14 protein-coding genes are annotated in these 26,371 nt (G+C 38.3%); 3 read left to right on the forward strand and 11 right to left on the reverse strand.

Annotated features, from left to right (window positions below; all coding sequences use genetic code 11):
• Nucleotides 1-72: 72 nt before the first annotated feature.
• A complete protein-coding gene (locus A7967_RS07570) occupies nucleotides 73-1,158 on the forward strand; it encodes an efflux RND transporter periplasmic adaptor subunit (RefSeq protein ID WP_054203789.1) in 1,086 nt (361 codons plus the stop codon).
• A gap of 1 nt (nucleotide 1,159) precedes the next feature.
• Nucleotides 1,160-4,222: an efflux RND transporter permease subunit gene (locus A7967_RS07575; protein WP_054203790.1), complete on the forward strand. Its 3,063-nt coding sequence runs from the start codon at nucleotides 1,160-1,162 to the stop codon at nucleotides 4,220-4,222.
• A 421-nt stretch (nucleotides 4,223-4,643) separates the two neighbouring features.
• Here A7967_RS07575 and A7967_RS07580 read toward each other — a convergent pair whose 3' ends face one another.
• Nucleotides 4,644-8,570 carry a response regulator gene (locus A7967_RS07580; protein WP_054203791.1) on the reverse strand — a complete coding sequence of 1,309 codons (3,927 nt, stop codon included), beginning with the start codon at nucleotides 8,568-8,570 and terminating at the stop codon, nucleotides 4,644-4,646.
• A 178-nt stretch (nucleotides 8,571-8,748) separates the two neighbouring features.
• Between A7967_RS07580 and A7967_RS07585 the strand changes: the two genes are divergently transcribed.
• Nucleotides 8,749-9,870, forward strand: coding sequence for a response regulator (locus tag A7967_RS07585; protein ID WP_054203792.1), 1,122 nt, complete (start codon nucleotides 8,749-8,751; stop codon nucleotides 9,868-9,870).
• Between the two features lie 57 nt (nucleotides 9,871-9,927).
• Here the strand turns inward: A7967_RS07585 and rluF are convergent, their stop codons facing one another.
• The 10 genes from rluF to malQ all read right to left on the reverse strand — a co-directional run bounded on the left by rluF (nucleotide 9,928) and on the right by malQ (nucleotide 26,370).
• Entirely contained in the window at nucleotides 9,928-10,809 is an 882-nt protein-coding gene (rluF, locus tag A7967_RS07590) for a 23S rRNA pseudouridine(2604) synthase RluF (protein WP_054203793.1), read from the reverse strand.
• A gap of 63 nt (nucleotides 10,810-10,872) precedes the next feature.
• Nucleotides 10,873-11,943, reverse strand: coding sequence for an ABC transporter substrate-binding protein (locus tag A7967_RS07595; RefSeq protein ID WP_054203794.1), 1,071 nt, complete (start codon nucleotides 11,941-11,943; stop codon nucleotides 10,873-10,875).
• 46 nt (nucleotides 11,944-11,989) lie between these two features.
• On the reverse strand, nucleotides 11,990-13,069 hold the full coding sequence (locus tag A7967_RS07600; RefSeq protein ID WP_212760595.1) for a DUF418 domain-containing protein: 1,080 nt from the start codon (nucleotides 13,067-13,069) through the stop codon (nucleotides 11,990-11,992).
• Between the two features lie 12 nt (nucleotides 13,070-13,081).
• Entirely contained in the window at nucleotides 13,082-14,293 is a 1,212-nt protein-coding gene (locus A7967_RS07605; RefSeq protein ID WP_054203795.1) for an EAL and HDOD domain-containing protein, read from the reverse strand.
• 113 nt (nucleotides 14,294-14,406) lie between these two features.
• Nucleotides 14,407-15,948, reverse strand: coding sequence for a glycogen synthase (locus tag A7967_RS07610; protein WP_054203796.1), 1,542 nt, complete (start codon nucleotides 15,946-15,948; stop codon nucleotides 14,407-14,409).
• 320 nt (nucleotides 15,949-16,268) lie between these two features.
• Complete coding sequence (gene glgC / locus A7967_RS07615) at nucleotides 16,269-17,570, reverse strand: glucose-1-phosphate adenylyltransferase (RefSeq protein ID WP_054203797.1); 1,302 nt, start codon at nucleotides 17,568-17,570, stop codon at nucleotides 16,269-16,271.
• A gap of 14 nt (nucleotides 17,571-17,584) precedes the next feature.
• Complete coding sequence (locus tag A7967_RS07620; protein WP_064435595.1) at nucleotides 17,585-20,110, reverse strand: glycogen/starch/alpha-glucan phosphorylase; 2,526 nt, start codon at nucleotides 20,108-20,110, stop codon at nucleotides 17,585-17,587.
• On the reverse strand, nucleotides 20,103-22,160 hold the full coding sequence (gene glgX, locus A7967_RS07625; protein ID WP_054203799.1) for a glycogen debranching protein GlgX: 2,058 nt from the start codon (nucleotides 22,158-22,160) through the stop codon (nucleotides 20,103-20,105). Before glgX ends, A7967_RS07620 begins: the two co-directional genes overlap by 8 nt.
• Nucleotides 22,144-24,375 (reverse strand): 1,4-alpha-glucan branching protein GlgB, encoded by a 2,232-nt coding sequence (gene glgB, locus A7967_RS07630; RefSeq protein WP_054203800.1) that lies wholly within the window; start codon nucleotides 24,373-24,375, stop codon nucleotides 22,144-22,146. Before glgB ends, glgX begins: the two co-directional genes overlap by 17 nt.
• Nucleotides 24,376-26,370, reverse strand: coding sequence for a 4-alpha-glucanotransferase (gene malQ, locus A7967_RS07635; protein ID WP_054203801.1), 1,995 nt, complete (start codon nucleotides 26,368-26,370; stop codon nucleotides 24,376-24,378).
• Nucleotide 26,371 lies beyond the last annotated feature (1 nt).

The raw sequence follows: 26,371 nt of genomic DNA on the forward strand, positions 1-26,371 counted from the left end.
TAATAATTTTTATTTTATATGTTTGCGGCGTATGCTGCACGTAATATATTGTTTTATGACACGGAGAAGATAATGAAACTGGTGCCTGCCTTTTTACTCTCAGCATTAATGCTCACTTTAATTGCCTGCAAAGAAGATCCAATTCAAGTCGATCAGCAAGCTACAATTCGACCCGTTAAGCTTTTTAAGGTTGGTAGTGACTCTGACGAAACGATTCGAAGTTTTCCTGCTGAAGTTGTGGCTAATCAAGGGTCATATTTAGCATTTAGAGTAAATGGTGAGTTACTTAAGTTTCCAGTTCTGGCTGGACAGCATGTTGAAAAAGATCAATTACTAGCTAAATTAGATCCTGAAGATTTTCAGTTGCAATACGAAGAACGTAAAGCACGCTACGAATTAGCACACTCTCAACTTGACCGCATAAAAAAATTATTTGATAAATCAATTACCAGTCAATCTGAACTTGATCAGGCACTTGCTAATAAGCAGGTGGCGGAATCTGCATTAAAAATAGCTCAAACAAATTTAGATAATAGTGAATTACGTGCGCCATTTAGCGGCACTGTGGCAAAAGTATTTGTTAAAAACTTTGAAAATATCCAAGCGAAACAAAATATTTTACGCCTTGAGACTCGCGATCTCATGGACGTCGTTATTCAAGTACCTGAAAAACTCATTGCACGTATAGATAAAGACGCAAACTATCAGCCTAGTGTGGTATTTGATGGTTTTCAAAATAAATCATACACACTCACAATCAAAGAATTTGATACGCAGGCAGACCCTATTACACTTTCATATAAAGTGGTTTTTTCTTTACCTGTGCCAAAAGACTTCAATTTACTCGCGGGCATGACTGGTCGTGTTGATATTGATTTAAGTAAGATCACTCACTCTCAATCACAGTATGCATTATTGCCTGTTGAAGCCGTATTTTCAGAACCAACGGAGTCTTCAAACAACAATAGTTACGTATGGGTTTACGACGCTGTTAGCGAAAAAGTAACTAAACAAGCTGTAGAAGTTGGTCAACTCCATAAAAGCGGAATAGAGGTTCTTTCTGGTGTTACAAAAGATCAACAGGTTGTTGCAGCGGGTGTGCATTATTTAAAAGAAGGTATGCAAGTTCGTCCTTGGCAAAAAGAGCGAGGCTTATAATATGAGTATTGCTGAACTTACCATAAAAAGAAAAGTAATTAGCTGGATGTTCGCACTGCTACTTTTAATTGGCGGAGCAGTCTCTTATTTAGGCTTAGGGCAATTAGAAGATCCTGAATTTACACTAAAAAAAGCGATGGTTATTACTCTGTATCCCGGTGCATCACCGCAACAAGTTGAAGAAGAAGTTACATTTCCTATTGAAAACGCCATCCAACAATTACCTTACGTAGATTATGTGACTAGTATTTCCTCCCCTGGTAAATCACAAATTACGGTTGAGATGAAAAGTACTTACCGCAAACAAGACCTGCGACAAATATGGGATGAATTACGCCGTAAAATAAACGATCAAGCCTCCGCTTTACCAAGTGGTGTATACCCAAGTACCGTAATGGATGATTTTGGTGATGTCTATGGCGTTATGTATGCTGTTACGGGCGATGGTTACTCTTATGATGAGCTAAAAAATTACGTTGATTACTTAAAGCGTGAACTCGTTCTCGTTGATGGCGTAAGTAAAGTTACTGTTGCTGGTGAACAACAAGCGCAAGTAATGGTTGAAATTTCAACTCGAAAACTCGCTCAGTTAGGTATAGCACCAAATAGAATTTATCAATTATTACAATCACAAAATACTGTATCTAATGCAGGAAAAGTCCGCGTTGGTGACGAATCAATTCGCTTGCACCCAACAGGTGAATTTAAAGACGTTAAAGAACTTGAGAGTTTACTTATTTCAAAACCAGGTGCGAGCGAGCTAATTTATTTAGGTGACGTAGCGAAGGTTTATAGAGAGTACGCTGAACTTCCTAACAATATTATGCGCTTTAACCAACAGCAAACGTTACTGGTTGGCGTATCTTTCAGTACTGGTGTTAATGTTGTCGATATTGGTAAGAATATAAAAGCCCATTTAGCATCAATGGAGTATCAACGCCCCCATGGCATGGAAATTAACACCGTATATAACCAGCCCGTGGAAGTCGAAAAGTCAGTTGATGGCTTCATTATCAGCTTATTAGAAGCTATTGGTATTGTTATCGTTGTACTTTTAGTTTTTATGGGAATTAAAAGTGGTGTGTTAATTGGCGCTATTTTATTATTAACGGTTCTGGGTACTTTCATCTTTATGAAACTATTTGCAATCGACTTACAGCGAATTTCTTTAGGTGCACTTATCATTGCGCTTGGCATGCTCGTTGATAATGCAATCGTTGTGACCGAAGGCATTTTGATAAACCTAAAGCGTGGTCAAACAAAAATTAAAGCGGCAGTAAACATTGTAGAGCAAACGAAGTGGCCACTGCTCGGTGCCACGGTTATTGCCATCACTGCATTTGCTCCTATTGGGTTAAGCGCTGATGCCAGTGGGGAGTTTGCTGGAAGCCTTTTTTGGGTGTTGTTAATTTCACTATTACTTAGCTGGATAACCGCCATAACGTTAACCCCTTTTTACGCTGACTTAATGTTTAAGCAGTCTGAAGTTAAAGAAGATAGCCACGATGATGACCCTTATCAAGGAGTGATCTTTAACCTATATAAAAGCTTACTAAGTAACTCGATGCGATTTCGTAAAACAACATTACTCCTTATGGTCGTGCTGTTAATAAGCGCTATATTTGGGTTTAAGTTTATTAAGCAATCATTCTTTCCAGCTTCAAATACGCCTATGTTTTATGTTGATTACTGGCATGCTCAAGGTGCTGACATTCATACTACATTAGATGGTGTAGCAAAACTTGAAGCCTTTTTACAAAAAGATCCCCTCGTTGAAGATGTAACAACGACCATCGGCCAAGGTGCTCCGCGCTTTATGCTTACTTACGCACCTGAAAAGTCATATCCCGCATACGGACAATTGATTATTCGCGTAAAAGATAGAGAAGCCGTTGCTACCATGATCAAAAAAGTACGTGATTATGAATACAATAATGTTCTCGATGCTAAATTAAAAGTAAAGCGCATGGAAATTGGCCCTTCAACAGATGCAAAAATTGAAGCTCGTTTTTCAGGGGCAGATCCTGTCATATTACGCCAATTAGCAAAACAAGCTAAAGACATATTAAGTAGTGACGCAGGTTCATTTAATGTACGTGATGATTGGCGTGAACGCTCTAAATTAATCCGCCCTCAATTAAACGAGCAAAAAGCACGTCGTTTAGGCATCGGAAAAACAGATTTAGATCAATTACTGTTAACCAGCTTATCCGGTAAAAAGGTAGGTGTATACAAAGACGGTACGCAACTATTGCCTATTATTGCCCGCTCACCTGCTGAAGAACGGCTCAATGTTGAAAGCTTACGTGACTTACAAATCTACAGCCCTGTTTTAGGTGTATTTGTTCCGGTTACTCAAGTAGTCGATGATTTTATTGTTGAGTGGGAAGATAGTTTAATAATGCGCCGTGACCGAAAGCGTACAATCACTGTTATGGCCGATCATGACGTTATTGGCGACGAGACCCCCGCTAAACTATTTGCCCGGGTTCGTGCTGATATAGAAGCAATTACATTACCCCATGGTTACGAGTTACAATGGGGTGGAGAGTTTGAGTCATCCAGCAAAGCGCAAAAAGCAATATTTGGCTCGCTGCCACTGGGTTATTTAGCTATGTTTGCAGTGACTGTATTACTATTTAACTCGGTTAAACAGCCTCTCGTTATTTGGGCAACGGTGCCGCTGGCAATTATTGGTGTAAGCGCGGGGCTATTATTAATGAACGCCGCATTTAGTTTTATGGCTTTATTAGGCTTATTAAGCTTAAGCGGGATGTTAATAAAAAATGGCATTGTATTAGTTGATCAAATCAACCTTGAGCTAGCCAGTGGAAAAGACCCATACCAAGCGGTGTTTGACTCTGGGGTAAGCCGTGTCCGCCCTGTTGCAATGGCTGCAATTACAACTATTTTAGGTATGATCCCTTTACTGTTTGACGTATTTTTTCAATCTATGGCCGTCACAATCATGTTCGGATTAGGATTTGCAACTGTACTCACACTCATTGTCGTACCCGTACTTTATACTCTACTGTTTAAAATCGAAGTACCTAAAAACGCATAATAGGCTCTGCCCAAGTAATAAATCCCCTCCTTTATTACTTGGGTTTAAAGTTTTTTGATTACTAAGGCGTGTTGACCTTTCGTGATTGATTTTGCAACAGACTGTTTGGTATTTAGGCAAGGCAGCGCCTATGCAGTGTGGTTGTTCCCCATAAATAGGCGATAACGCAGTATAAATGCCAAACATGCGCTGCCCAAAGGGTTCTTCCTAGGGCGATTAACTCTTTGTTATCTACACGGATGTCGGTAAGGGGCGTGAGCAGGACGCGGAAGCTTTGCTCGGTTTTTACTTATTCTCACATGGATGTGAGCCAGTAGAATCACGCAGGAGCAGTTATCGAGCCCACTCGATTCCAAACCTCGCGTCGCGATTAAATCGCCCCTAGATTGAACAAATCTCAACCCACAAAGGTCAACATGCCCTAGGCCAAGCACTGAGTCAAATACATATCTGCTTTAACATATTCAAAACGACTCACCATTTCTTGTAGTTTTTTTATTTGCTGTAGCTCTAGGGTATCACTAACAGATAAGCATTGGACGATTTCACTAGCCTCAGTATCAAAATCTTTAAGCGCTTGCGATAGTTTTTGGATAAGCCCTCCCTGATTATCAACTTCGTTGATTTTTTGCTTACTCGAACTAATTGATTCTATAATTGCTAAACATTGTGGGTTTATTTTCTTAACGTATTCAATAAGACTGTCAATATCATGAGCATCGATCAGGTTAGCTTTTAAGCTTTGTTCTAGGTTCTTCATTTTATCTGCGATCACATAAACAGCTAAGTTCGCAGCGGCACCTTTAATTGCATGCAATAAATTTGACGCTAGCTCATAGTTTTCTATAGTAATTGCCTGTTTAAGGTTTATTAGCTCTTCCACTTGTTGCGATAAAAATTTTGATAGTATGCTGAAATAGGCCAACTCATTACCTGCCGCACGCTCAATTCCTTCATCTAAGTTAACCCCATCTAAATACTTTTCAACTACTTTCGTTTTCGCAATAGATGTCAAGTCAGGCTCAATATAAGTTGGCTCCCTCATCTTTTGTATAGGGGGTTTTGCAACGTGCAGCAAAATTTGTTCAACAAGCATATTTACATCTATTGGTTTTGCTATATGACCATTCATTCCAGCATTTGTGCATCGATTTATATCTTGTTGCATAGCATTTGCTGTCATCGCTAAAATAGGGAGTGCCGTATTTGAAAGTCCCTCTCTGATGATTTTAGTCGCACTGATCCCATCTAATACGGGCATCTGCATATCCATTAAAACAAGGTCATACTTTTCCTTTTCTATTTTCTTTATAGCTTCTTCACCATTATTTGCAATATCAACATGTGCCCCAAAGCTGGTTAAAATCTCATAGGCGATTTCTTGATTTACAGGTTGGTCTTCAGCTAAAAGAAGCTTTATGTTTAAAAGCGCATCATGTGCGTAAGTTTGTTCTTTTAACGGCTGTTCTGATGTATATGTGCCAAAGCATGCAACTAAAGAATCAATTAAATAAGAAGGGTTTATTGGCTTTAATATAATTGCATCTAATAAGCGTTTTTGATCTTCATTTAATTCAAGTTCTCTTCCATACGCTGTTGTTAACATAACCTTTGTATTAGCTAATAAGTCTTCATTCTTAAGTAACTCTATAGCATTCAAACCATCCATTTCTGGCATTTGCCAATCCATGATTAAAAGATCGAAATCATCATTAGCGTGCCTTAACAACTCAATTGCGGCAGTTGCATTATCTCGTCTCGTTATTTGTAATCCGGCATTTACAAGGATACCTTCCAAAACATCTAATGCTTGAGAATTATCATCAACTATCAATACCTGATAATTTGCAAATGATTTGGGTAAAGTACCATTTAATTCACATTCATCTTTTATAGGTAAATTCACATTAAAGTAAAATTCTGATCCCTCACCTAATGTGCTCTCTAAATAAATCTCGCCTCCCATTAGTTTTACTAACTGTTGAGAGATTGTTAATCCTAATCCTGTGCCACCATATTTCCTTGTGATAGATGAGTCAGCTTGGGAAAACGAACTGAACAACCTTTTTTGTTGCTGCCTATCCATACCTATGCCAGTATCTTTGACAGAGAATTTCAATTCAGTATTTTTATCGTCAATTGATTCAGCCACAATCTTAATTGTTACACTTCCTGAATCTGTAAACTTTACCGCATTACCAACTAAGTTGATTAATACTTGGCTTAATCTTAGTGGATCGCCTATAAAACTATTGGGCAAAGAAGGGGGGATATCGAATACCAATTCCAAGTTTTTTTCTTGTGCTTTAATACTGGTAACTGTTGATACTGTTTCTAATAATTTATCCAATCCAAAAGCCGTTTGCTCTATCTCTATTTTTCCTGCTTCTATTTTAGAGTAATCTAGAATGTCATTGATTAATCTTAATAATTGCTTCGCAGCAATGTCTATTTTATTAACATAATTAGCCTGTTTTTCATTTAATTGAGCCCCCATCGCTAAATGTGCCATGCCAATTATCGCATTCATTGGCGTTCGGATTTCATGACTCATATTGGCAAGAAACTCACCTTTTACTTTTGCAGAACGGTCCGCCGTTTCTTTAGCTTCTACAAGATCTCGCTCAAGTTCATTGCGTTTTGTAACGTCTAGAAACATCCCAACAATTCCTGACACAACTCCTTTGTTATCAAAAAATGGAGCTTCATAAATCACTAATTCAACGGGCTGATCATTACCGTTCATTGTCACCATGCTATATTCTACATTCGCTCGATCTTTGATAATTTCATTCGCTTGTTCATTAAATACGGCAGCCGCTTGCTGTTCGAAAATAAAGTCAACCGTGGTGCCAATAACGTCAGCTTCAAATTTATCTATAAAGTTTAAAAAGGCTTTATTAACCCCCATAAAGCACCCTTGCTTATCTCTGTAGTATGTTGGGTTTGGAATCGCATTAATAATATGATGATTAAGCTCTAGCTGTTGTGATAAGGCAACCTCAACTGCATTTTGCTTTTCAATATTGACTCCTAATTTAATTGCAATCGCTAAGTCGTTACATACTTCTTCAAGTGTTTCTATTTGCGCTTTATGGTAAGTAGATGTGGAGGCTATGTAGAGTGCACCTATACATTGTTCACTGACGATTAAAGGCATTAAATGGGCTTCTTGAATTAGGATTTGCTGCCCATTGACAATGATCTTAATTGAATTATTTTCCAAAGCAGTCATCGTCTGAACGTTTTGGTTTTTTAATAACGCCTTTGCTTGTGCACTGCTTTCATCAAAAATAGGGATATGACCTATATATTCATCTAATATTAGGTTATTCCCGTTTACTTTAAATATCGCGCAGCTAGGCGAATTAAAGTTTAGTGAAATAAATTGTAATGACTCTTCGATGATGTCTTTAGGTTTGTGAATACCACGAATAGCATGATTAAAAGCTTTAATGTGTTTAGATGCACTAATTTTAAAATTTAACTTTTTAAGCGTTAACTCAAATGCACCAATAAGCTCACCCAGCTCCCCTTTAACATCATTTGGTAAAACAATTTGGTGATTATGTAGCTTAATAGATGTAAATACAGCATCGTGGATCCGTTTAATCGGTGAAAAATATCTGCCTTTTAATAACGTATATGAAAAAAGCAGCAGGGCTACTATCCCTCCAAAACACAAAATACCGAGGGCTTTTATTAACTGTAAATGCTCCGCGGCTTTTTTTAAATCTAAGGACCTTCGTGCTTCTATTTCAGCAAGTACACTATTTATTGAAAACATGACTTTACTTTTTTCTTTTATATATACTTCTCCAAACAACAAAAGCCGAGCGTTAGCAACGTTTTCTTGTCCTCCTATTTTAATTAAATCAAACGCTTGCTGCTCAATATCAATCAAAACATTTGAGCTATCCAACGCACTTTTAAAAGCGGCAACTTCATTACGGCGCGCATCATTACTTTGAATTATTTCAAGTAATGATGGCCATGACTTTTGTGCAGTACGATGGGGAATTGTACTTTTAGGCGCCAAAGATAAACGTTCCCAATATATGGTCGGGTTTTCAACTGGTGAGGCAAAGCCTGTGCGTATATCAACAACATGATCAAATAACATGCGCCACTTTTCATCCATGGTTATTACGTACATTCTTGCAAACCGTGTTAATGAATCTGAGCTTGTTTTTAATTCAGTCGACATCGCAGTCAATTTTTCTAAAGCAACGAGATTTTTAGTTTGCTTCAAGTTATGCTGAAGAAATAAAACAACAATAAAAACCGACATTAGTAAAAAGGCACAAAACACGATATAGAGGATATTTAATACTTTCTTTGCAGTCATCTCATACGCTCGAATTACTTAATGCTCATATAAAAAATAGTCGTATTAAAAATATAAACAAGCTAAATACACTATAAGCATTTTTTGATGTGTTGCTGATGAAATAATAACTCATATTAAAAAAATAAATATTCTAACTATGGCTATACTTGATGAGATAATGTTAACGGGGTAATAAATGGCTAATATTTTGATTGTAGATGATATTGTGGAAAATTTACATGTTCTCCAATTAATTTTAAAATCTGAAAACCATACTGTTAGAGCTGCCACCAATGCAGCTCTGGCTTTGCAACTCGTTGAAAAAAAACGACCAGATATTATTATTACCGATATAAAAATGCCTGTTATGTCTGGTATAGAGCTATGTCAAACCCTTAAATCCAAAGACGAATCTAAACATATCCCCATTATTTTTGTAAGTGCTCAAACTGACACTGATAACATAGTGCAAGCATTAGAGGCTGGTGGCGTAGATTATTTAACAAAACCATTTCGCCCTGCCGAAATAGTCGCGCGCGTTAGCACTCAGATTAAATTAATTGAAGCTCATAATTTACGTGTAGGCCAAGAGTTATCGCACGCAATTAATCAAATGGTTGTTGGTGTTGCCCATGAAATAAACACACCTTTAGGTACAAGCATTACTGCTGTAACCCATTTAAAGAGCATCATTGAATCGCTTATGTCTAGTTATATGCACAAAACTTTATCCGCAACTCAACTAGAAGCCAAGTTAAAAGATGCAAGTGAAAGCATAACTTTATCTGAGAACAATTTGATGCGTGTAGCTGAGTTCGTTAATTTATTAAAAATGATCTCTAGAGCGAAGGGGCCTAGAAAACTTAAAAATACTAACTTAGAGAGTTTTATTAAAAATATCCTCACTCTATCTCAAGAGCTATACCATGGTCTGACGTTTAATTTACAGTTGAATATCCACCAATCAGATTTTAATCTAGATACTGAGTTATTAGCGCTCGTATTTAATAATTTAATCCAAGACTCTTTTACCCACGCACCACAAGCGGATAAGACACAGATTAATATAATTATTACTGAAAAAAATGATGGATTTGACATTCACTACTCTGATAATGGTAATGGCTTACAAGGGCTATCGATTGAGCAACTGCTAAAGCCATTCTATACGAGTAAAAGAGGTAATAGTGGGCATGTCGGGCTGAGTGCTCCCATGGTTGCAAGTATTATTTCAGGCCCACTTAATGGTAAATATCAAATAACGAGTTCAAAAAATGGTATTGAATGGGTAATAGAACTCCCCCATCTAAATGCTTAATTAGAAATCACACTAAAAGTAACGCAAGCTGCGTCAATTTTAGTGTTAATTATGTCATTATTTTTTTAAACTCAATGTGCCGGTCACACGTTTTGTACTTGTGCGGGGGGATGTTCTTTTTATAGTACTTTTAGCGACGCTTTGCGTGTTTGTAACTCGTTTTTTAAAGGTTTTTTTATTATCGAAAATCAGGTTATTTTTATTCTCATCAATTGAATGTTCTTGAGTTTTCCCTGAATCCATTATTGAGTTGTTAATCTCTGCCATTTCTAAATCGCTAAGATGGCGCCACTGCCCAACCTTTAAGCCCTTTAAAGTAACATTCATAATTCGAACACGTTTTAGCGTAACAACTTCATACCCTAAATATTCACACATTCGACGAATTTGTCGATTCAAGCCTTGGGTAAGCACTATGGTAAATTGCTGCGCACCTGTTTGAGTTACTTTACATTTTTTAGTAACAGTATCCAAAATTGGTAGGCCACCCGACATTTTACTTACAAATTGTCGATTTAGCGGCTTATCAACGGTAACAACATACTCTTTCTCGTGGTTATTACCCGCTCGAAGAATTTTATTAACGATGTCACCTTCGTTTGTTAAAAAAATCAGACCTTCTGAAGGACGATCTAACCGCCCAATTGGAAATATACGGTCGGGGTAGTTAACTGCTTTGACAATATTACTTTGAATTTTGCGTTCAGTTGTACAGGTGATCCCTACAGGCTTGTTATAAGCTATATAAGCTCGCTTAGGGACCTTTTTTAATGCTTTACCATCAATAAGAACATTATCACTCGCTGAAACTTTAACGCCCATTTCAGGGCGAATGCCATTAACAGTAACACGACCATCTTCAATATATTTATCAGCCTCTCGTCGCGAACAAAAACCGGTATCGCTAATAAATTTATTTAATCGTTTTAAGTCTGTCATGAGCCATATTCATATTAATTTCAAAGGCCGATAGTTTAAACCAGCGATAAAAATATTGCGCGGTTATTTTTCTAGATTAAGGTTATCTTTACGCAGGCTTTTTATATCAAAGCGGTAGCTAAGTTGTTCGTTATCGAGAAGGCGATAGCGGTTAAAATCTACAAAAGACCAATTATTCACATCGATAAGATACTCATATTGATTGATATTGTCTTTTGTGATCACATCAAGATCTATTTCAATATTGGTGTTATTTTTCCAGTAATCGTGGCCGTTTCTTAAATCAACCAATGTTATCAACGCCCAGCCTGCCATCATAAAGTGACCTCCAACACTTGCAGCCAATTTATCCTGCTTTATTAAGCGTAAATTATCTTTTAACCAATCAAAGCCACCCATTGAATAATTTTTCGCATTAGAAACCCCTGTGTAAGCTCCCAATGCCATTAAATCAGATGCACTCCAAATTACGTTAGTTTTTGGATACCGTTGAATTAATTTTTTTGTCTTGGTGATAGCTTCAAGTTTTGACCAGCCCGCATAGACTGTTTGGCTTAATTGCAATTTGTTATCAGCTAAATAGGCTTTTAAACCATCGCTTCTTGCATCTGACTCAGTACCATAATGCCCATTTATAGCCACAACGTGAGGCTGGCGACCTTGATTTTTAGAATGAGTGATTAATGCATCAGCCAAACCCCGGCCTGCTTTAAAATTATCATGATAAATTTCACCTAGCCAATTTTTATAACGTGCTTGTGGTTCGCCAATTGATCCCCGTTCATCGCCTGTAATTGTTTGTTCTAGAGTAATAAAATTAACGTTGTACTGCTTAAGCAAATTCATTGATTGCTCAGCCCCACCGGGGTAATTCAGCAATACTACATAGTCAGGCGTAGCGCGATATTGTAAGTATTTATTAAGCTCCGAGAGCTGAATATAACGATTGCCTTCTCCATAGATCACATCCAGGCTTATATTGTTTTGTTTTGCAGCCACCTCTGCAATACTTTGTACTTTCTCCCAAAATGGGTCCCCTTTAACTGAAGGGTTCACAAATAGTACAGAAAAAGGCTCAACAGCACTTAAGTGCAATGAAATACACGATAGAATGATAAATAAATAGCGCTTCATCTATTTCTCCAGTTTATTACTACCTCTGAGAATAGTCCCAAATAAACTAGCTAGCCAATTTACGCCAAATAAACTCCAAGGGCCCTTGGTCAAAGTAACGTCTATAAAGTACACTAAAAACGAGCTGAAATAAGGCAATTGAAGTAGCAATTAACCAATAATCAATTCGATCGAATGTCAGAACCCATTCCGGATAAAGCATTTTAAATAACATCACTAACAAAACACTTTGCATAATATACAAGGTTAAAGCCAACCGCCCAACGGATTGCAAGCCTGTAAGTAGAATCCCTTTCACTGTTACTAATTTAACCACAACATGTATAATAATTAAAGCCATGAACAAAGCTGAGAACCACGTTATAGGTTCTAAGATCGCAATATCGAATGTGCTATTTTGAGATTCTAGTAATATTCTAGTGCAGCTTAAAATCCCGGAACAAAACAGCGAAATGATTAACACTTTTTTAGGTAAACCATTTTCAAACACATTATTTTTGTAAGCATAAATACCAAGCAGCATAAGCCCTGCGGTCATCCATACGGTAATAAAAGGAAGTATCACAAGCATAAAGCCAAACATTGCCATGTTGCTCAAATACACAGAGCTTCCTGATTCACTATACGTATAAAAATGGTCTAAAAACTCAGCTGAATCACGTGTAATAACGATTGGGGGGGATAATAAACCTAATAAAACGGTGATAACTGAACCGAGTAAAAGAAATTGAAAACCACGCTTTAATTGCATGTTACTTTCTGCGTCGAGGTATTTAATTACGACCCAACCTGCGCATGCGTAAATGAATAATATATCACCAGCCCACAGTAAAAAACCGTGAAGTAAACCAAACACGGCGAGTATTTTTAAACGCTTAGTTAAACGTGATAAATCATTATTTCGTTGCCATTGAATATATAACCCAACCCCAAAAAGAATACAAAATAGGCTCCGAAAACGTCCATCGACAAATAAGAGACTGCTCAATTTAATAACATGATCTGAAAACGGAGGTGACGCTGAAGCAACATAGCCAAATTCAAATAGCCCGAATGAATATGCATTCATATACATTAAGCCAAGCACAGCAATACCACGAATAACATCTATACTGTGATTTCGCATTGTTAAATCCTTTTAATTATATTTATGGTTGTTAGACCATTCTAAAGCATTTTTATATAAACTTGGCAGTATATCACTTGGGATATTTAATAATATTACGGCTTGCTCTAGCGCCCACCAGCTTCCAGATTCATATGCTTTAACAATTTCGAGGATATAATAAAGATTATTCTTTTCTTCCATTAATGCCGACTTGATTATGTCAGGGAAAGGTAAACGTAAAAGCAACTGATCCATCGGCCTATCTAATATGGCATCCAACAATGAAAATAACCCTGTTAAGAATGCACTATTCGCATTAGCTGGTGCCACTTTTTTTGCTATTAATTCACAAAATCGCGCTCGAATTATGCACATTTTAATTAATTCATTTGGCTTACTTTGTGCTACATGGGCCGTCACTAAAAGACTGATAAACTTTTTGATATGATCATGACCCAGATACACCAATGCTTGCTTTAATGATTCTATTTCTTTTTGAACCGGGAACACCCCACTGTTTATCAACCGTAATAATTTGAAAGCAAGGGCAGTATCGAGCTGAAAAAGAGCTGCTATCGCATTAATATCAGGATTCTCTTTCATCGCTTGGGCATAGATAGACAATGCCAGCGCATGATTCATATCTATATCTTTTTGTTGAATCAACAGTGGTTTAGCAAAAAAATACCCTTGAAAATAGTCGAATCCCATTGCATGAGCGACTTTAAAATCAGCAAGCGTTTCTATTTTCTCTGCTAATAGTTTTAAATTTTTGTATTTTTTAAAGCGCACTATAAGCGATTCGATTTGGTTTAGAGGAGTGATTTGAATATCAAACTTTATCAACTTAACAAATTTCAAAAATCGATCCCATTTAGGATCATAGATAAAATCATCTAAAGCTAATGTAAACTCTTTTTTAAACAACTCTTTACATAATTGATAGTTTTCTTCTGTCGGCTCTATAGTTTCTAATAATTCAAGCACAACGTCTTGGGGGGGTAAAAAGCTGCACAAATCCATTTTTAATGAATCTGGGCCTATATTAATAAGCGCTTTCTTACCACATGTAATATGGCGAGTGCCGAAGTTTAGTTGATTTTCTACAATTAATTTGGCTGTAGCTACACTTTCGTCAATATTAGGAAAGCAATTATTAATGCTATTACGAAATAATAACTCGTAGGCAACCACAGACTGCCGACGATTAAAAATTGCTTGCCTTGCTACAAATACTTCCACTAGTCAGCCTTTTACAGTATTTTTTATTAATCAAGCCTATAAACCAATAAAAAAAGACTAGGCCACCTTGAAATATAAACACATTATAACTAGAAAGGTGGCAAATTGCAGTACTAACAATAAAGTTTACTAATGTACTCCTGAGCGACTTTCGACCATGTAAAGCGAGCCGCCCTCGCTTGTTGCACTATATTCTGCCATTGCTTTGGCTTGTGGGCTCGTAAATTAAGGGTATCTGAAAAGCAATCAATCAAGCCTTCACATTGAGTTTCAAGTGAGTTACCAGTAAAACTGAAACCCGTTTCTAAGTGATTTATCGTATCTTTAAGGCCGCCAACGCCATGAACTAAACAGGGTTGCCCAGCACGCATAGCTAACATTTGACTAATTCCACATGGCTCGAATGAACTTGGCATTAAGAATAGATCGCCAAGCTCATAAAGGTCCTCCCCCACTTTATGTCCATACCCTTTAAGGAACAGCAAATTACAATTGCGAGCCATGGCTTCTGTCATTATCTGCTCTAATTTTTCATCCCCAGAGCCTAAAATAATCATATTGCCTTGGTGCTGTGCTAATTTTTCACAAAGATGATCAATTACATATTTATTTTGATAGGTTTGGTGTAATAACAATACCTTTTGATCAGTCAATCGGCCTACACTGGTGATCAAAGGTCCTTTATTTTTTTGTTTTTGAAAGCCTATTAATCGTTGGTGAGCAATATAAAAACTACTAACTAATGTAGTTTTTTGAGCGATCCAACCAAATAGAGTTGACTCTATTTCTTCATATAAGTCAGTTAATTGAAGTGTTGAATTTGCTTCATGAGTTGGGTACTCACAGCCATTTAAAATACCAACGACTTTATTTTCTTCTGCTCCCTTTTGTAAATCTTTCTCAAGGCCTTCACCACCGAAGAAACCATTTTCAGGTGAACTTGCAGCTAAAACTTCCAGCGCATAAGTGGGTGATACTAAATGTACTTTATCTGCAAGATTAATCGCGGTACGCATTGGATTAAAACAATGCGGGTACCTAGGATCACACAATAAATGGCCGTCATAACTTAATGATGGAAACCAAGCTTCAAGGCTCGAATCATCGCCTTTAAAAGGTCGGATCCCCTGTAAAGCTATATTATGTACTGTAAACACTGTTTTTAATTGTGAAAATGCAGTAAAACGATGATCAAACTTTAGCAATAATGCCGCGCAGGCACTATGCCAATCATGTAGGTGCAACACGTCAGGGCGTATAAATATACCTTGTAATAATGCTTCACAAACGCCAGCATTAAACAGTGCAAACTTAGTTGCATCTGTAGCGAATGGCCTACCAGGTTCGTCATTGCAATATACCGCGCCATTATGCTGACTAAAATAAGGGTGAGACAAAATTAATTGCCTTACCCCATTATCAACTGAGTTAATTTCCCATGCATGTATTTCATGAATGTAGCCTGCAAATGGCACATATAATAATCCAAGATGCTCTTTGCTCAATGCGCTAAAACCATAATCAGGTATAACAACATCAACTGTTAGCCCTCTTTGTGCTAATGCTTTTGGACTATCTCTAATCACATCAGCAACACCGCCGACTTTAGCATTTGGTAACGTGTCATTTTCGGCTGCAACCATTAATACATGCATATTTTCTTTATTTCCTACAACTGGTTTATTAAGGTCTTTTGACCTTTCAGGATTAAAACTCGTTCAACCTAGAGGCGATTTAATCGAGCGGGCTAAGTAAAACCGAGCAAAGCTTGTGCGCCCTACTCACTCCCCTTACCTACATCTGTGTAGGTAACAAAGAGTTAATCGCCCCTAGGAAGAACCCTTTGGGCAGCGCATGTTTGGCATTTATACTGCGTTATCGCCGATTTATGGGGAACAACCACACGACATAGGCTCTGCCTTGCCTAAATACCAAATAGACTGCTGCAAAATCAATCACGAAAGGTCAACACGCCCTAGGCTAATTGCTTTTTATCACGCTCTTGGCGCTCAAGTTTTTTTGCAAGTTCAGTGAGCATATCACGGGTAACTAGTACAATACCCTTTTTAGATACTCTAAAACCATTTTCTTCATCTGCTTTACGGTCAAAACCAATCTCAACCCCTGCTGGGATCTCGCACCCGCGATCTATTATGGCACGGCGAATACGACAGTTTCGCTGTATGATGGCACCTGGTAATATAACCGACTCTTCAATTTCACAATATGAACGTATATGTACATTTGAGAACAGCAGTGATTTTCGCACAACCGAGCCCGAGATGATGCACCCGCCCGAAACGGTAGAATCAACGGCCATACCACGACGCTCATCATTATCAAAAATGAATTTTGCAGGAGGTAGTTGCTCTTGGTATGTCCAAATTGGCCATGTAGGGTCATATAAGTCTAGCTGAGGCTCTGGCATTACAAGCTCCATATTTGCTTCCCAAAATGAATCAAGGGTGCCCACATCACGCCAGTAAGGTTGACCTTCATGGCCTGGATCTCTAAATGGAAAGGCAAATACATTATGCTCCTCAATAATAGCAGGGATAATATCGTGGCCAAAATCACGTCCAGACCCTTCATTTTCAGCATCTTTTTTCAATTGCTCAAATAAAAACTCGGTATTAAATACATAATTCCCCATTGATGCTAAACATGTACCCGGTTTGCCTGGAATTGAACTTGGTGCCGCTGGTTTTTCATCGAAGCGACGAACACGCTTTTCTTCATCTACCGTCATAACGCCGAATGTGTCTGCAGCTTCTTCACAAGGAACTTCAATACAACATACCGTCATATCCGCGCCAGTTTCCAAATGCTTTGCTAATAAACCACCGTAATCCATGCGGTATACATGATCCCCAGATAAAATCATGACATACTTTGGTAACTCATGGCGGATAATATCCATGTTTTGAAAAACGGCATCCGCAGTACCACAATACCATTCGTCACCATAACGCTGTGATGCTGGTAAAATTTCAACAGACTCACCAAGCTCTTTTTTGAAGTGTCCCCACGCGCGATTAACATGACGGATCAACGAGTGTGACTTATATTGCGTCGCAATGCCCACACGTCGTATACCCGAGTTAATACAATTAGACAGTGGAAAATCGATGATTCGATGCTTGCCACCAAAATAAACGGCTGGCTTGGCCCGCCAGTTTGTTAACTCATGCAGGCGTGAACCTCTGCCGCCCGCCAGAATTAGTGCATAAGTTTCCCTTGTTAAACTACTAATATAGCGATTTGCATAACTTGGCATAATTTATCTCCGTATTAATCTAAGCTGTTACTAGCGGCTTGATTGGCCGAACTAGTTGTTGTTAATGCTTCTAGATGCCAAATATCATTACTGTATTGGCTTATCGTTCTATCACTTGAGAAAACACCACTGGCTGCCGTATTTAAAATACTCATCTGTGTCCAATGCTGTTGATCTAAGTAGGCGTGCTCAACGGCACGTTGGGCGTGTACAAAGCTCTCAAAATCATGCGCTACAAGCCATGGATCATGAGGGCTTTTAATTGCATTTATAATGTCGTCAAATAATCCTGGCTCAAATAAATTGAAGTGGCCACTTTCTAGCAACTGCATTACATTAAGTAAATCAGGGGTATTATGAATTAAATGTAACGGATTATAACTTTGCTTAATACCGTCAATTTGTTCAGTTTGTGCGCCAAACAAGAAGAAATTATCAGCACCAACAGCATCTCTAATTTCAATATTCGCACCGTCTAACGTACCAATTGTCAATGCACCATTCATCATAAATTTCATGTTACCAGTGCCCGAAGCTTCTTTTCCGGCAGTTGATATCTGTTCAGAAAGATCGGTTGCAGGACAAATAGTTTCCATGGCTGTGACGTTATAATTTGGTAAAAAGGCAACTCTTAAAAATGGCTTAGCAAGCGGGTCTTTATTTATTACATCAGCGACATTATTGATAAGTTTGATAATCCGCTTTGCCATGTAATACCCTGGTGCTGCTTTACCACCAAGTAGTACACAGCGAGGCACTAAATTAGCAGTATCACCACGGCGAATGCGGTCATAAAGGTGAATTACATGGAGGACATTAAGTAGTTGGCGTTTGTATTCGTGAATACGTTTTACATGCACATCAAACATCATACTCGTATCGAACTCAACACCGCATCGCTCTTTAACTAAATCAACTAAGCGCTGCTTATTTTCAAGCTTAACTGCTTGCCATTGTTGGTGAAATTTAGCGTCATCAAAATAACGACGTAACTGACTGATTTGTGAAAAATCACCCACCCAATTATCTCCTATTTTTTCGCCAATTAGTTTGGTTAATTTAGGGTTACAATGGGCAAGCCAGCGCCTAGGTGTGACACCGTTTGTTTTATTGTTGAATTTTTCTGGCCATAACTCATAAAATGTTTTAAACAGCCCTTCTTTTAATAGTTCTGTGTGAAGTGCTGCAACACCATTGACAGAAAAGCTACCAACAATCGCTAAGTAAGCCATACGAACCTGTGGCTCAGGACCTTCTTCAATTAAAGAAAGTGCTTGTTGTTTTACCACATCCCCTGGCCACGCAAGCGCAACGTGAGCAAGAAAGCGTGCGTTAATTTCATAAATAATTTCTAAAATGCGTGGTAATAAACGTGCAAATAGTGACACCGACCATTTTTCAAGTGCTTCTGGTAATAATGTATGATTAGTATATGCCATTGTTTTGGTTGTTATTTCCCAAGCATCGTCCCAATCTAGATCATAATCATCAATTAACAGCCTCATTAATTCAGCTACGGCTATACTTGGGTGAGTGTCGTTGAGTTGGAAAACATGAAAGTCTGCAAAGTCACTAAAATCTTCACCGTGTTGTGAAACCCATACACCGATGATATCTTGCAAGCTGGCTGACGATAAAAAGTACTGTTGCCTTAAGCGTAATTCTTTACCATTTTCACTGGTATCATTGGGATACAATACCATCGTAATTTGTTCAGCAAGATTTTTGTGAGCAACCGCTTCCGAATAACTACCCGCATTAAATTCGCTTAAATCAAATTCATCCGTGGCTTCAGACTTCCATAATCTTAATGTGTTAACTATGTTATTTTTATAACCAGGAATTGGTACATCATAAGGGACAGCGAGTACATCATGTGTGTCTAGCCATTGACGATGAACACGTCCTTTTTTATCAGTATAGCTCTCTACGTGACCAAAAAATTTAATTCGTTTAGCTTGTTCTGGCGCGCTGAGTTCCCATGGATGCCCTTCACGTAACCAATTATCTGGTTGTTCAATTTGATGACCATTTTCAATTGATTGGTTAAACATGCCGTATTCGTAACGAATACCATAACCCGTTACAGGTAAAGCAAGGCTTGCACAGCTATCTAAAAAACATGCAGCTAAACGCCCTAAGCCGCCATTTCCTAGGCCAGCGTCATGCTCGGCTTCTGCCACATCTTCTATTTTGGCACAGTACTGATTGAGCGCATCTTTAACCTGATCATCTAAATCTAAATTTAGAATTGCATTGCCAAGTGCACGGCCCATCAAAAACTCTAATGAGATATAAGCTGTTTTACGACGTTTTTCGCTATTCATTTGTTGCTTCGTTGCTCTGCAACGAGCTACTAAACGATCACGAATTGTCAATGCTAACGCATTATATAAATATAGTTGAGATTTACCGACTCGATCACGCCCTAAGGTATAGTAAAAATGGCGTGATAAATCATCTTCAAGCGTACTTTCATCAATTAAAGGAGCATCTTGCCATCCTTTAGCTACACACATTTGTTCACCATTATTAGCCATGACATTCGTCCTCTAAATTGGCTGTAAAAACCCAGCTGCTTTGTGCAGCAACCTCAAATTCATCCGTACTTTTGATCATTGCTTGATCAACACTCGATATCGCTAAACTCCATGTAGATAACCCATTACTCACGGGTAATTGGCATTTGACCTTCACTTTACTGGCATTCAATATAATGAGTAGTGCTGTTTTGGCCTGTAAATCCCGCAGGCTATACATTAAAAATTGCTTAGAGCCATCATGCCAATCACTTTCTTCCATCGCTTTACTTTCTTCAGAATACCAATCAACGCAAAATCGATTATCGCTGTCATGCAAAAACACACTGTGCTTAAAAACATTATGCTCTTTACGTATACTCAACACGTCGTCAATAAAACGGGTTAAACTGTGTTGACGTTGAGAGTCTTTCCAAGCTAACCAGCTGGTACGATTGTTCTGGCAGTATGCATTGTTATTACCGCCCTGCGAGTGACCCATTTCGCTGCCGGCCGACAGCATAGGAACGCCTTTAGAAAGTAATAATGTAAGAAGTAGGTTCTTTTGTTGCTGTAAGCGTAATTTGGTAATTTCTACATCATCAGTGAACCCTTCAAAACCACAATTAAACGAATAATTTGCACTATGACCATCACGGTTTTGTTCACCATTAGCTTCGTTATGTTTTTGCTCATAGCTAACGAGATCTGTTAATGTAAAGCCGTCGTGGCTAGTTATAAAGTTAATACTATTTAACGGGCCTCGTAGATTATGTTCAAACAAGTCAAATGAACCATGCAAACGCTTTGCAAGCTCAGGTAACATATTGCCTTCACCTTGCCAAAATCGTCTGACAACATCTCGATATTTATCGTTCCATTCACGCCAAGGAGCAGGAAATGCACCAAGCTGATAACCACCGGGCCCTATGTCCCAAGGCTCTGCGATAAGCTTTACTTGGCTTAAAACAGGATCTTGGTTTATTGCTTGTAAAAAGCTATGTGTTTGACTAAAACCATGAGGAGTACGCCCTAGAATAGTGGCTAAATCAAATCTAAAACCATCAACCCCCATCACTTCAACCCAATAACGCAGACTGTCTAGCACCATTTTCAAAGTATAGGGGTCATCTATATTCAACGTATTACCACAACCGGTATCGTTAATATAAACTTCTGGGTTGTTATTAATTGAACGATAATAACCGAGGTTATTTAACCCACGCCAAGACAAAATTGGACCATCACTGCCTGCTTCTGCGGTATGGTTGTATACAACATCTAAAATAACTTCAATATCTGCTTTATGTAGCTTAGTTACCATTTGCTGAAACTCTGCTACTTCGCCATTTACTAAGTAATCTTTATGCGGGGTAAAAAAATTTAAAGAGTTATAACCCCAATAGTTTTGCAAACCTTTCGCTGTTAAAAATTGTTCACTGATAAAACTATGAACAGGTAAAAGCTCTAATGTTGTTACCCCTAGCTTTCGTAAGTGTTCTATAAAACTTGCATGACTCAAGCCCAAATATGTACCTTGGAGCTGACTTGGAATTGATGGATGTCGAGCTGTCGCGCCTTTTACATGACATTCATAAATAACTGTTTTACTCCAGTCATGCGCGGGCTTTTTACCTTTATAAGGCTGTAATTCAGTGACTTTAGATTTAGGCATGTCAATTGCGTTGTTTACTGCACTGAATGTTCCAATAGGCATTTGACCATAATGACGCTCACTCCATGTAAACTCACCAAATAAATCTTTTGCGTAGGGGTCTATCAATAATTTTTGGCTGTTAAAGAATAAGCCTTTTTTAGGCTGATAATCGCCTTCAGCTCGATAGCCGTATAACGTACCTGGCGCGAGTGGACTGATATATAAGCTCCAAATTCCACCTTCATTATTATTCATCGCCAATTTCAGTACTTCGGTATGCCCACTTGCATCAAACAAACATACATATAATTGCTTAGCAAAAGGTGCATAAACAGCAAAATTAACACCCGAGTCAACGACGTTTGCCCCCAACGGAGATATATGACCTTGATTTAACTCAATTGATAGGCTCATCAGACACCTTTTTTAAATAAATTGTCGCAAGCGCAGGCAAAGACAATTTAATACTATGTTGATGGCCATGACTTGCAGTCGCAACAGTACTTATTACTTGCTCCGTTAATGCTACAACATGCACTCCTGAACCAAATAACGCTTCCTCATCTGTATTTAAAATGACCTTAAACTCACCAGCACTTGGCACACCAATACAATAATCATGATAAACCGTGGGTGTTAAGTTACTGATCACGACAACATAATCGCTGGCTTTTTTAGCGAATCGAATAAAACTAAAAATACTTTGCTGTGCATTTTGGCTATCAATCCAACTAAAACCTCTTGGATCATTATCTAGTTGATGTAGCGCTGGTTCAGAGGTATATACTTTGTTAAGTTGACTAATCGTACGCTGTACACCTTGATGCGAGATGTGTTCCAATAAATGCCAATCGAGTGATTGATTGTGGTTCCATTCACTGCGCTGAGCTATTTCCCCCCCCATAAACAATAGCTTTTTACCTGGATGCGCCCACATAAATGCATAATAAGCACGTAAGTTTGCAAACTTTTGCCAATCATCTCCGGGCATCTTTTCGAGTAATGAGCCTTTACCATGTACCACTTCATCGTGGCTCAAAGGTAAAACATAATTTTCACTAAAGGCATACACCATTGAAAAAGTTAATTCATGATGATGATGCTGGCGATACAAAGGATCACGTTGCATATAATGCAAACTGTCATTCATCCAACCCATATTCCATTTATAACCAAAACCTAAGCCATCTTGATCTACTTGACGTGTAACTCCTGGCCACGCTGTTGACTCTTCAGCAACCATCATGATGCCAGGGTTATTGGCATAACTACGTAGATTAACTTGCTTTAGGCATTCAATCGCACCTAAATTCTCACGACCACCATAGCAATTTGGGATCCATTGACCTTCTTTACGGCTGTAATCTAGGTAGAGCATCGACGCTACCGCATCAACACGTAAGCCATCAATCGCAAATTCTTCAAGCCAATACATTGCATTAGCAACTAAAAAACTACGAATTTCAGGGCGATCATAGTTATAGATGTATGTATTCCAATCTGGGTGAAAACCCTGGCGCGCGTCAGCATGTTCAAATAAATGCGTGCCATCAAAACAATGTAGGCCATGCGGATCACTTGGGAAATGACCGGGAACCCAGTCAATAAGCAAACCAATATTTTTTAAGTGGCATTGCTCTACAAAATATCTAAAATCATCCAAACCGCCAAATCGGCTCGTCGGTGCAAATAAACCAACCGGCTGGTATCCCCAAGAACCATCAAATGGGAATTCACTAATTGGCATTAATTGAATATGCGTGAAGCCTTGCTCAATTACATATCCAATTAAGCGCTGTGCTAATTCTCGATAATTTAAGTAACGATCCCCAGCCTCTCGCTGCCATGAGCCCAAGTGGACTTCATAAATACTAATGGGTGCATCTATTGCATTTCGCTTGACCCTTTGCGCTTGCATTTCTTTAGTCAACGCTATAGCAGTTGGACGAATTTGTAATACTGATGCTGTCCCTGGCGCTTGTTGCATTTTAAAAGCAAATGGATCAGCTTTTTCAAGCACCTCACCACTTAATGTTGTAATTGCAAATTTGTAGCACTGGCCTTGTGTTAATTCAGGAATAAATAGATCCCACACACCCGATGCTGGATGAAAACGCATAAAATGCTGGCTTTTTTGCCAGTGGTTAAATTCACCAATAACAGAAACACTACTCGCATTTGGTGCCCACACGCTAAAACGCACCCCTTGTTTACCTGATAATTCAATAAAATGAGCACCAAGGTGTCGATATGCGTGCTCTAATGTCCCTTCATTAAATAAGTACATCGCGCTATCATCAAGGCTACTTTCGAAGCTGTAAACGTCATCGCAAATAATTTCGTATTCACCATAATCAACCACAAATTGATAAGTGCCCATATCTTTACTATTGACATGTGCTATGAATAAATCTGACTCAGAGTATCGTGCGCACTCTAATCTTTGCTCACCAAGCTTTAAACTTACTTTACAAGCGCCTGGCATGTAACAACGTACTTCACTTTTTGTTTCAGAAATTGAATGCGTTCCTAAAAAGCTAAATGGGTCTTTAAAACAACCACGCTGTAATGCATCAACTTGCGGGCCATAGTGCTGCAACGTCGATTGTTTACGAACAATACTGTTCATTTAATTAGTCCTTATGGAATTAATAGCACGCAGGAATTCACGATGACGATCGAAAATGCTTTCACTTGAATAAGTGAGCACTCTACGCCAATTAGGGTATTCCTTATCTGTCCCTGGGATATTTACAGGTAGGGTTTGATCATCTAAATCGTCTAGTTGGATAGTAAATAAACGTGCGGGTGAATGAGCTAAACTTAATGTTAGCGCCTGATAAACATCAATCACTGGGCTTTGTAAACACAGTGATTTTCCACAGTTTGCCAAGAAACGTAATAATCGCTGCCTTTCTAAGTCTCTTGCTTGTTGTTGTTGAATTAATTGCGATTCATCAATTAATTCATAGTCATATTTTAAACTCAGATCACAGCCTTGCCACCAGCCAAAAAAAGGCGGTACATCATGATTTGCAACCATCAATAATGATTGCGCTGAAAAAGAACTAACAGGTAAAAATTCACCGTCACAATCCTTTTCAAAGTAAAATAAGCCATTTGAGAAGATTGCTTTGTCAGCTAATGCAGCTTTGACTTCAGGCGGTACGACACCCAAATCTTCACCAATTACAATACATTGATTTAAATGAGATTCAATGGTTAAAACAGCCAGCAAATGTTCAAATGGATAATAAACATAACAGCCATCTTGCTGATATTGGTTGTTAAAACACCACCATAAACGACGAATAGCCATTACATGGTCAATCCGTAAGCCTCCCACGTTTTCCATATTGGCGCGGATCAATGCTCGATAATAAGCAAAGTTATTATCGCTAAGCTTAATCGGGTTAAGTGCTGGTAGCCCCCAATTTTGACCTTGTTCAGCCCAAGGGTCTGGTGGCGCGCCAACATAAGCAGAATCTGTAAATAAGTGTTGCTGATTAAGATACTCACTACCATCACCAGCACAGCCAACAGCTAAATCATTAATTAAACCTATACTCATGCCACTTTCACGCGCAACCACTTGGCACTGCTTTAATTGTAGGTGGGCCTGCCACTGAAGATAGCTCGCAAACTCAAGATCATCCACTTTCAAAGTCGCGAGTGTTTCGCTATGTTGCAGACAAAAATCTGCAAATAACTGCTTACGGACACGACTTCCAGATTGACAAAAACCTTGATACAGCAACTTAAAAACAGCATATTTAAAATAATTTACAGCTGTGTAATCAATATATTGCGCCTGCTGATTAGTAACTTTAAAATCCAGAATATCTGCATTTTTCATAAAAATCGCGACTGATTCATTATCAAGATAATCTTCACATGACTCAACAGCAATATAAAGCGGGTTTAATAATGCTCGGCTATTTGGACTATAAGGGCTTGCTCGTTCTGGCTGTTCACAAAACAGTAAGTGCAATGGGTTTAATAGGATGTAATCGAGCTGGTGTGTTGCAGCTTGCTTCACTAAATCAAGCAAATCAGTAAAATCGCCTATTCCTAATCCCGCTTTATTTTTTAAACTGTAAAGTTGGATTGAAAGCCCGCTTTGTTTTTTTTCTGTTACTTGGTAACTGTGCTTTGGTGTTACCCACAATTGGGTCACTCCAGATATTTCAGCAACGTCAACACGAACATGGTGATAACCGATTGGTAGTTTAGGTAATGGACAAGCAAGTTCTAAATATTTAATACCGTTAAATATATAATCGCCAGTACACATTAAATCAGCCAAACAGACATTAATATTTTCTAGTTCAAGTTCCATGAATGAAATAACACAATGTTGCGCCAATAAACGTTGATCAATACGTATTTTGAATATTGGTTTCTCTTCGCAGACAATGCTGCAATTAGGCACTAGTTGCAGCCATTTATTTGCATCTAAGGTGACATTTAAATGTTCAACTTCAGCATTATTTGTAATATCAATCCCACAGCAACTTAATGCCGCACCGCGAGTTTCGTCACTAAAAATAACGTGTTCACCAGTGTACTTTGTATACTCATACCCAATTCCATGCAGGTAAAAAAGCTGCGAAAGTGACTCCATA

The organism is Pseudoalteromonas neustonica (assembly GCF_001653135.1).
Lineage (GTDB): Bacteria > Pseudomonadota > Gammaproteobacteria > Enterobacterales > Alteromonadaceae > Pseudoalteromonas > Pseudoalteromonas neustonica.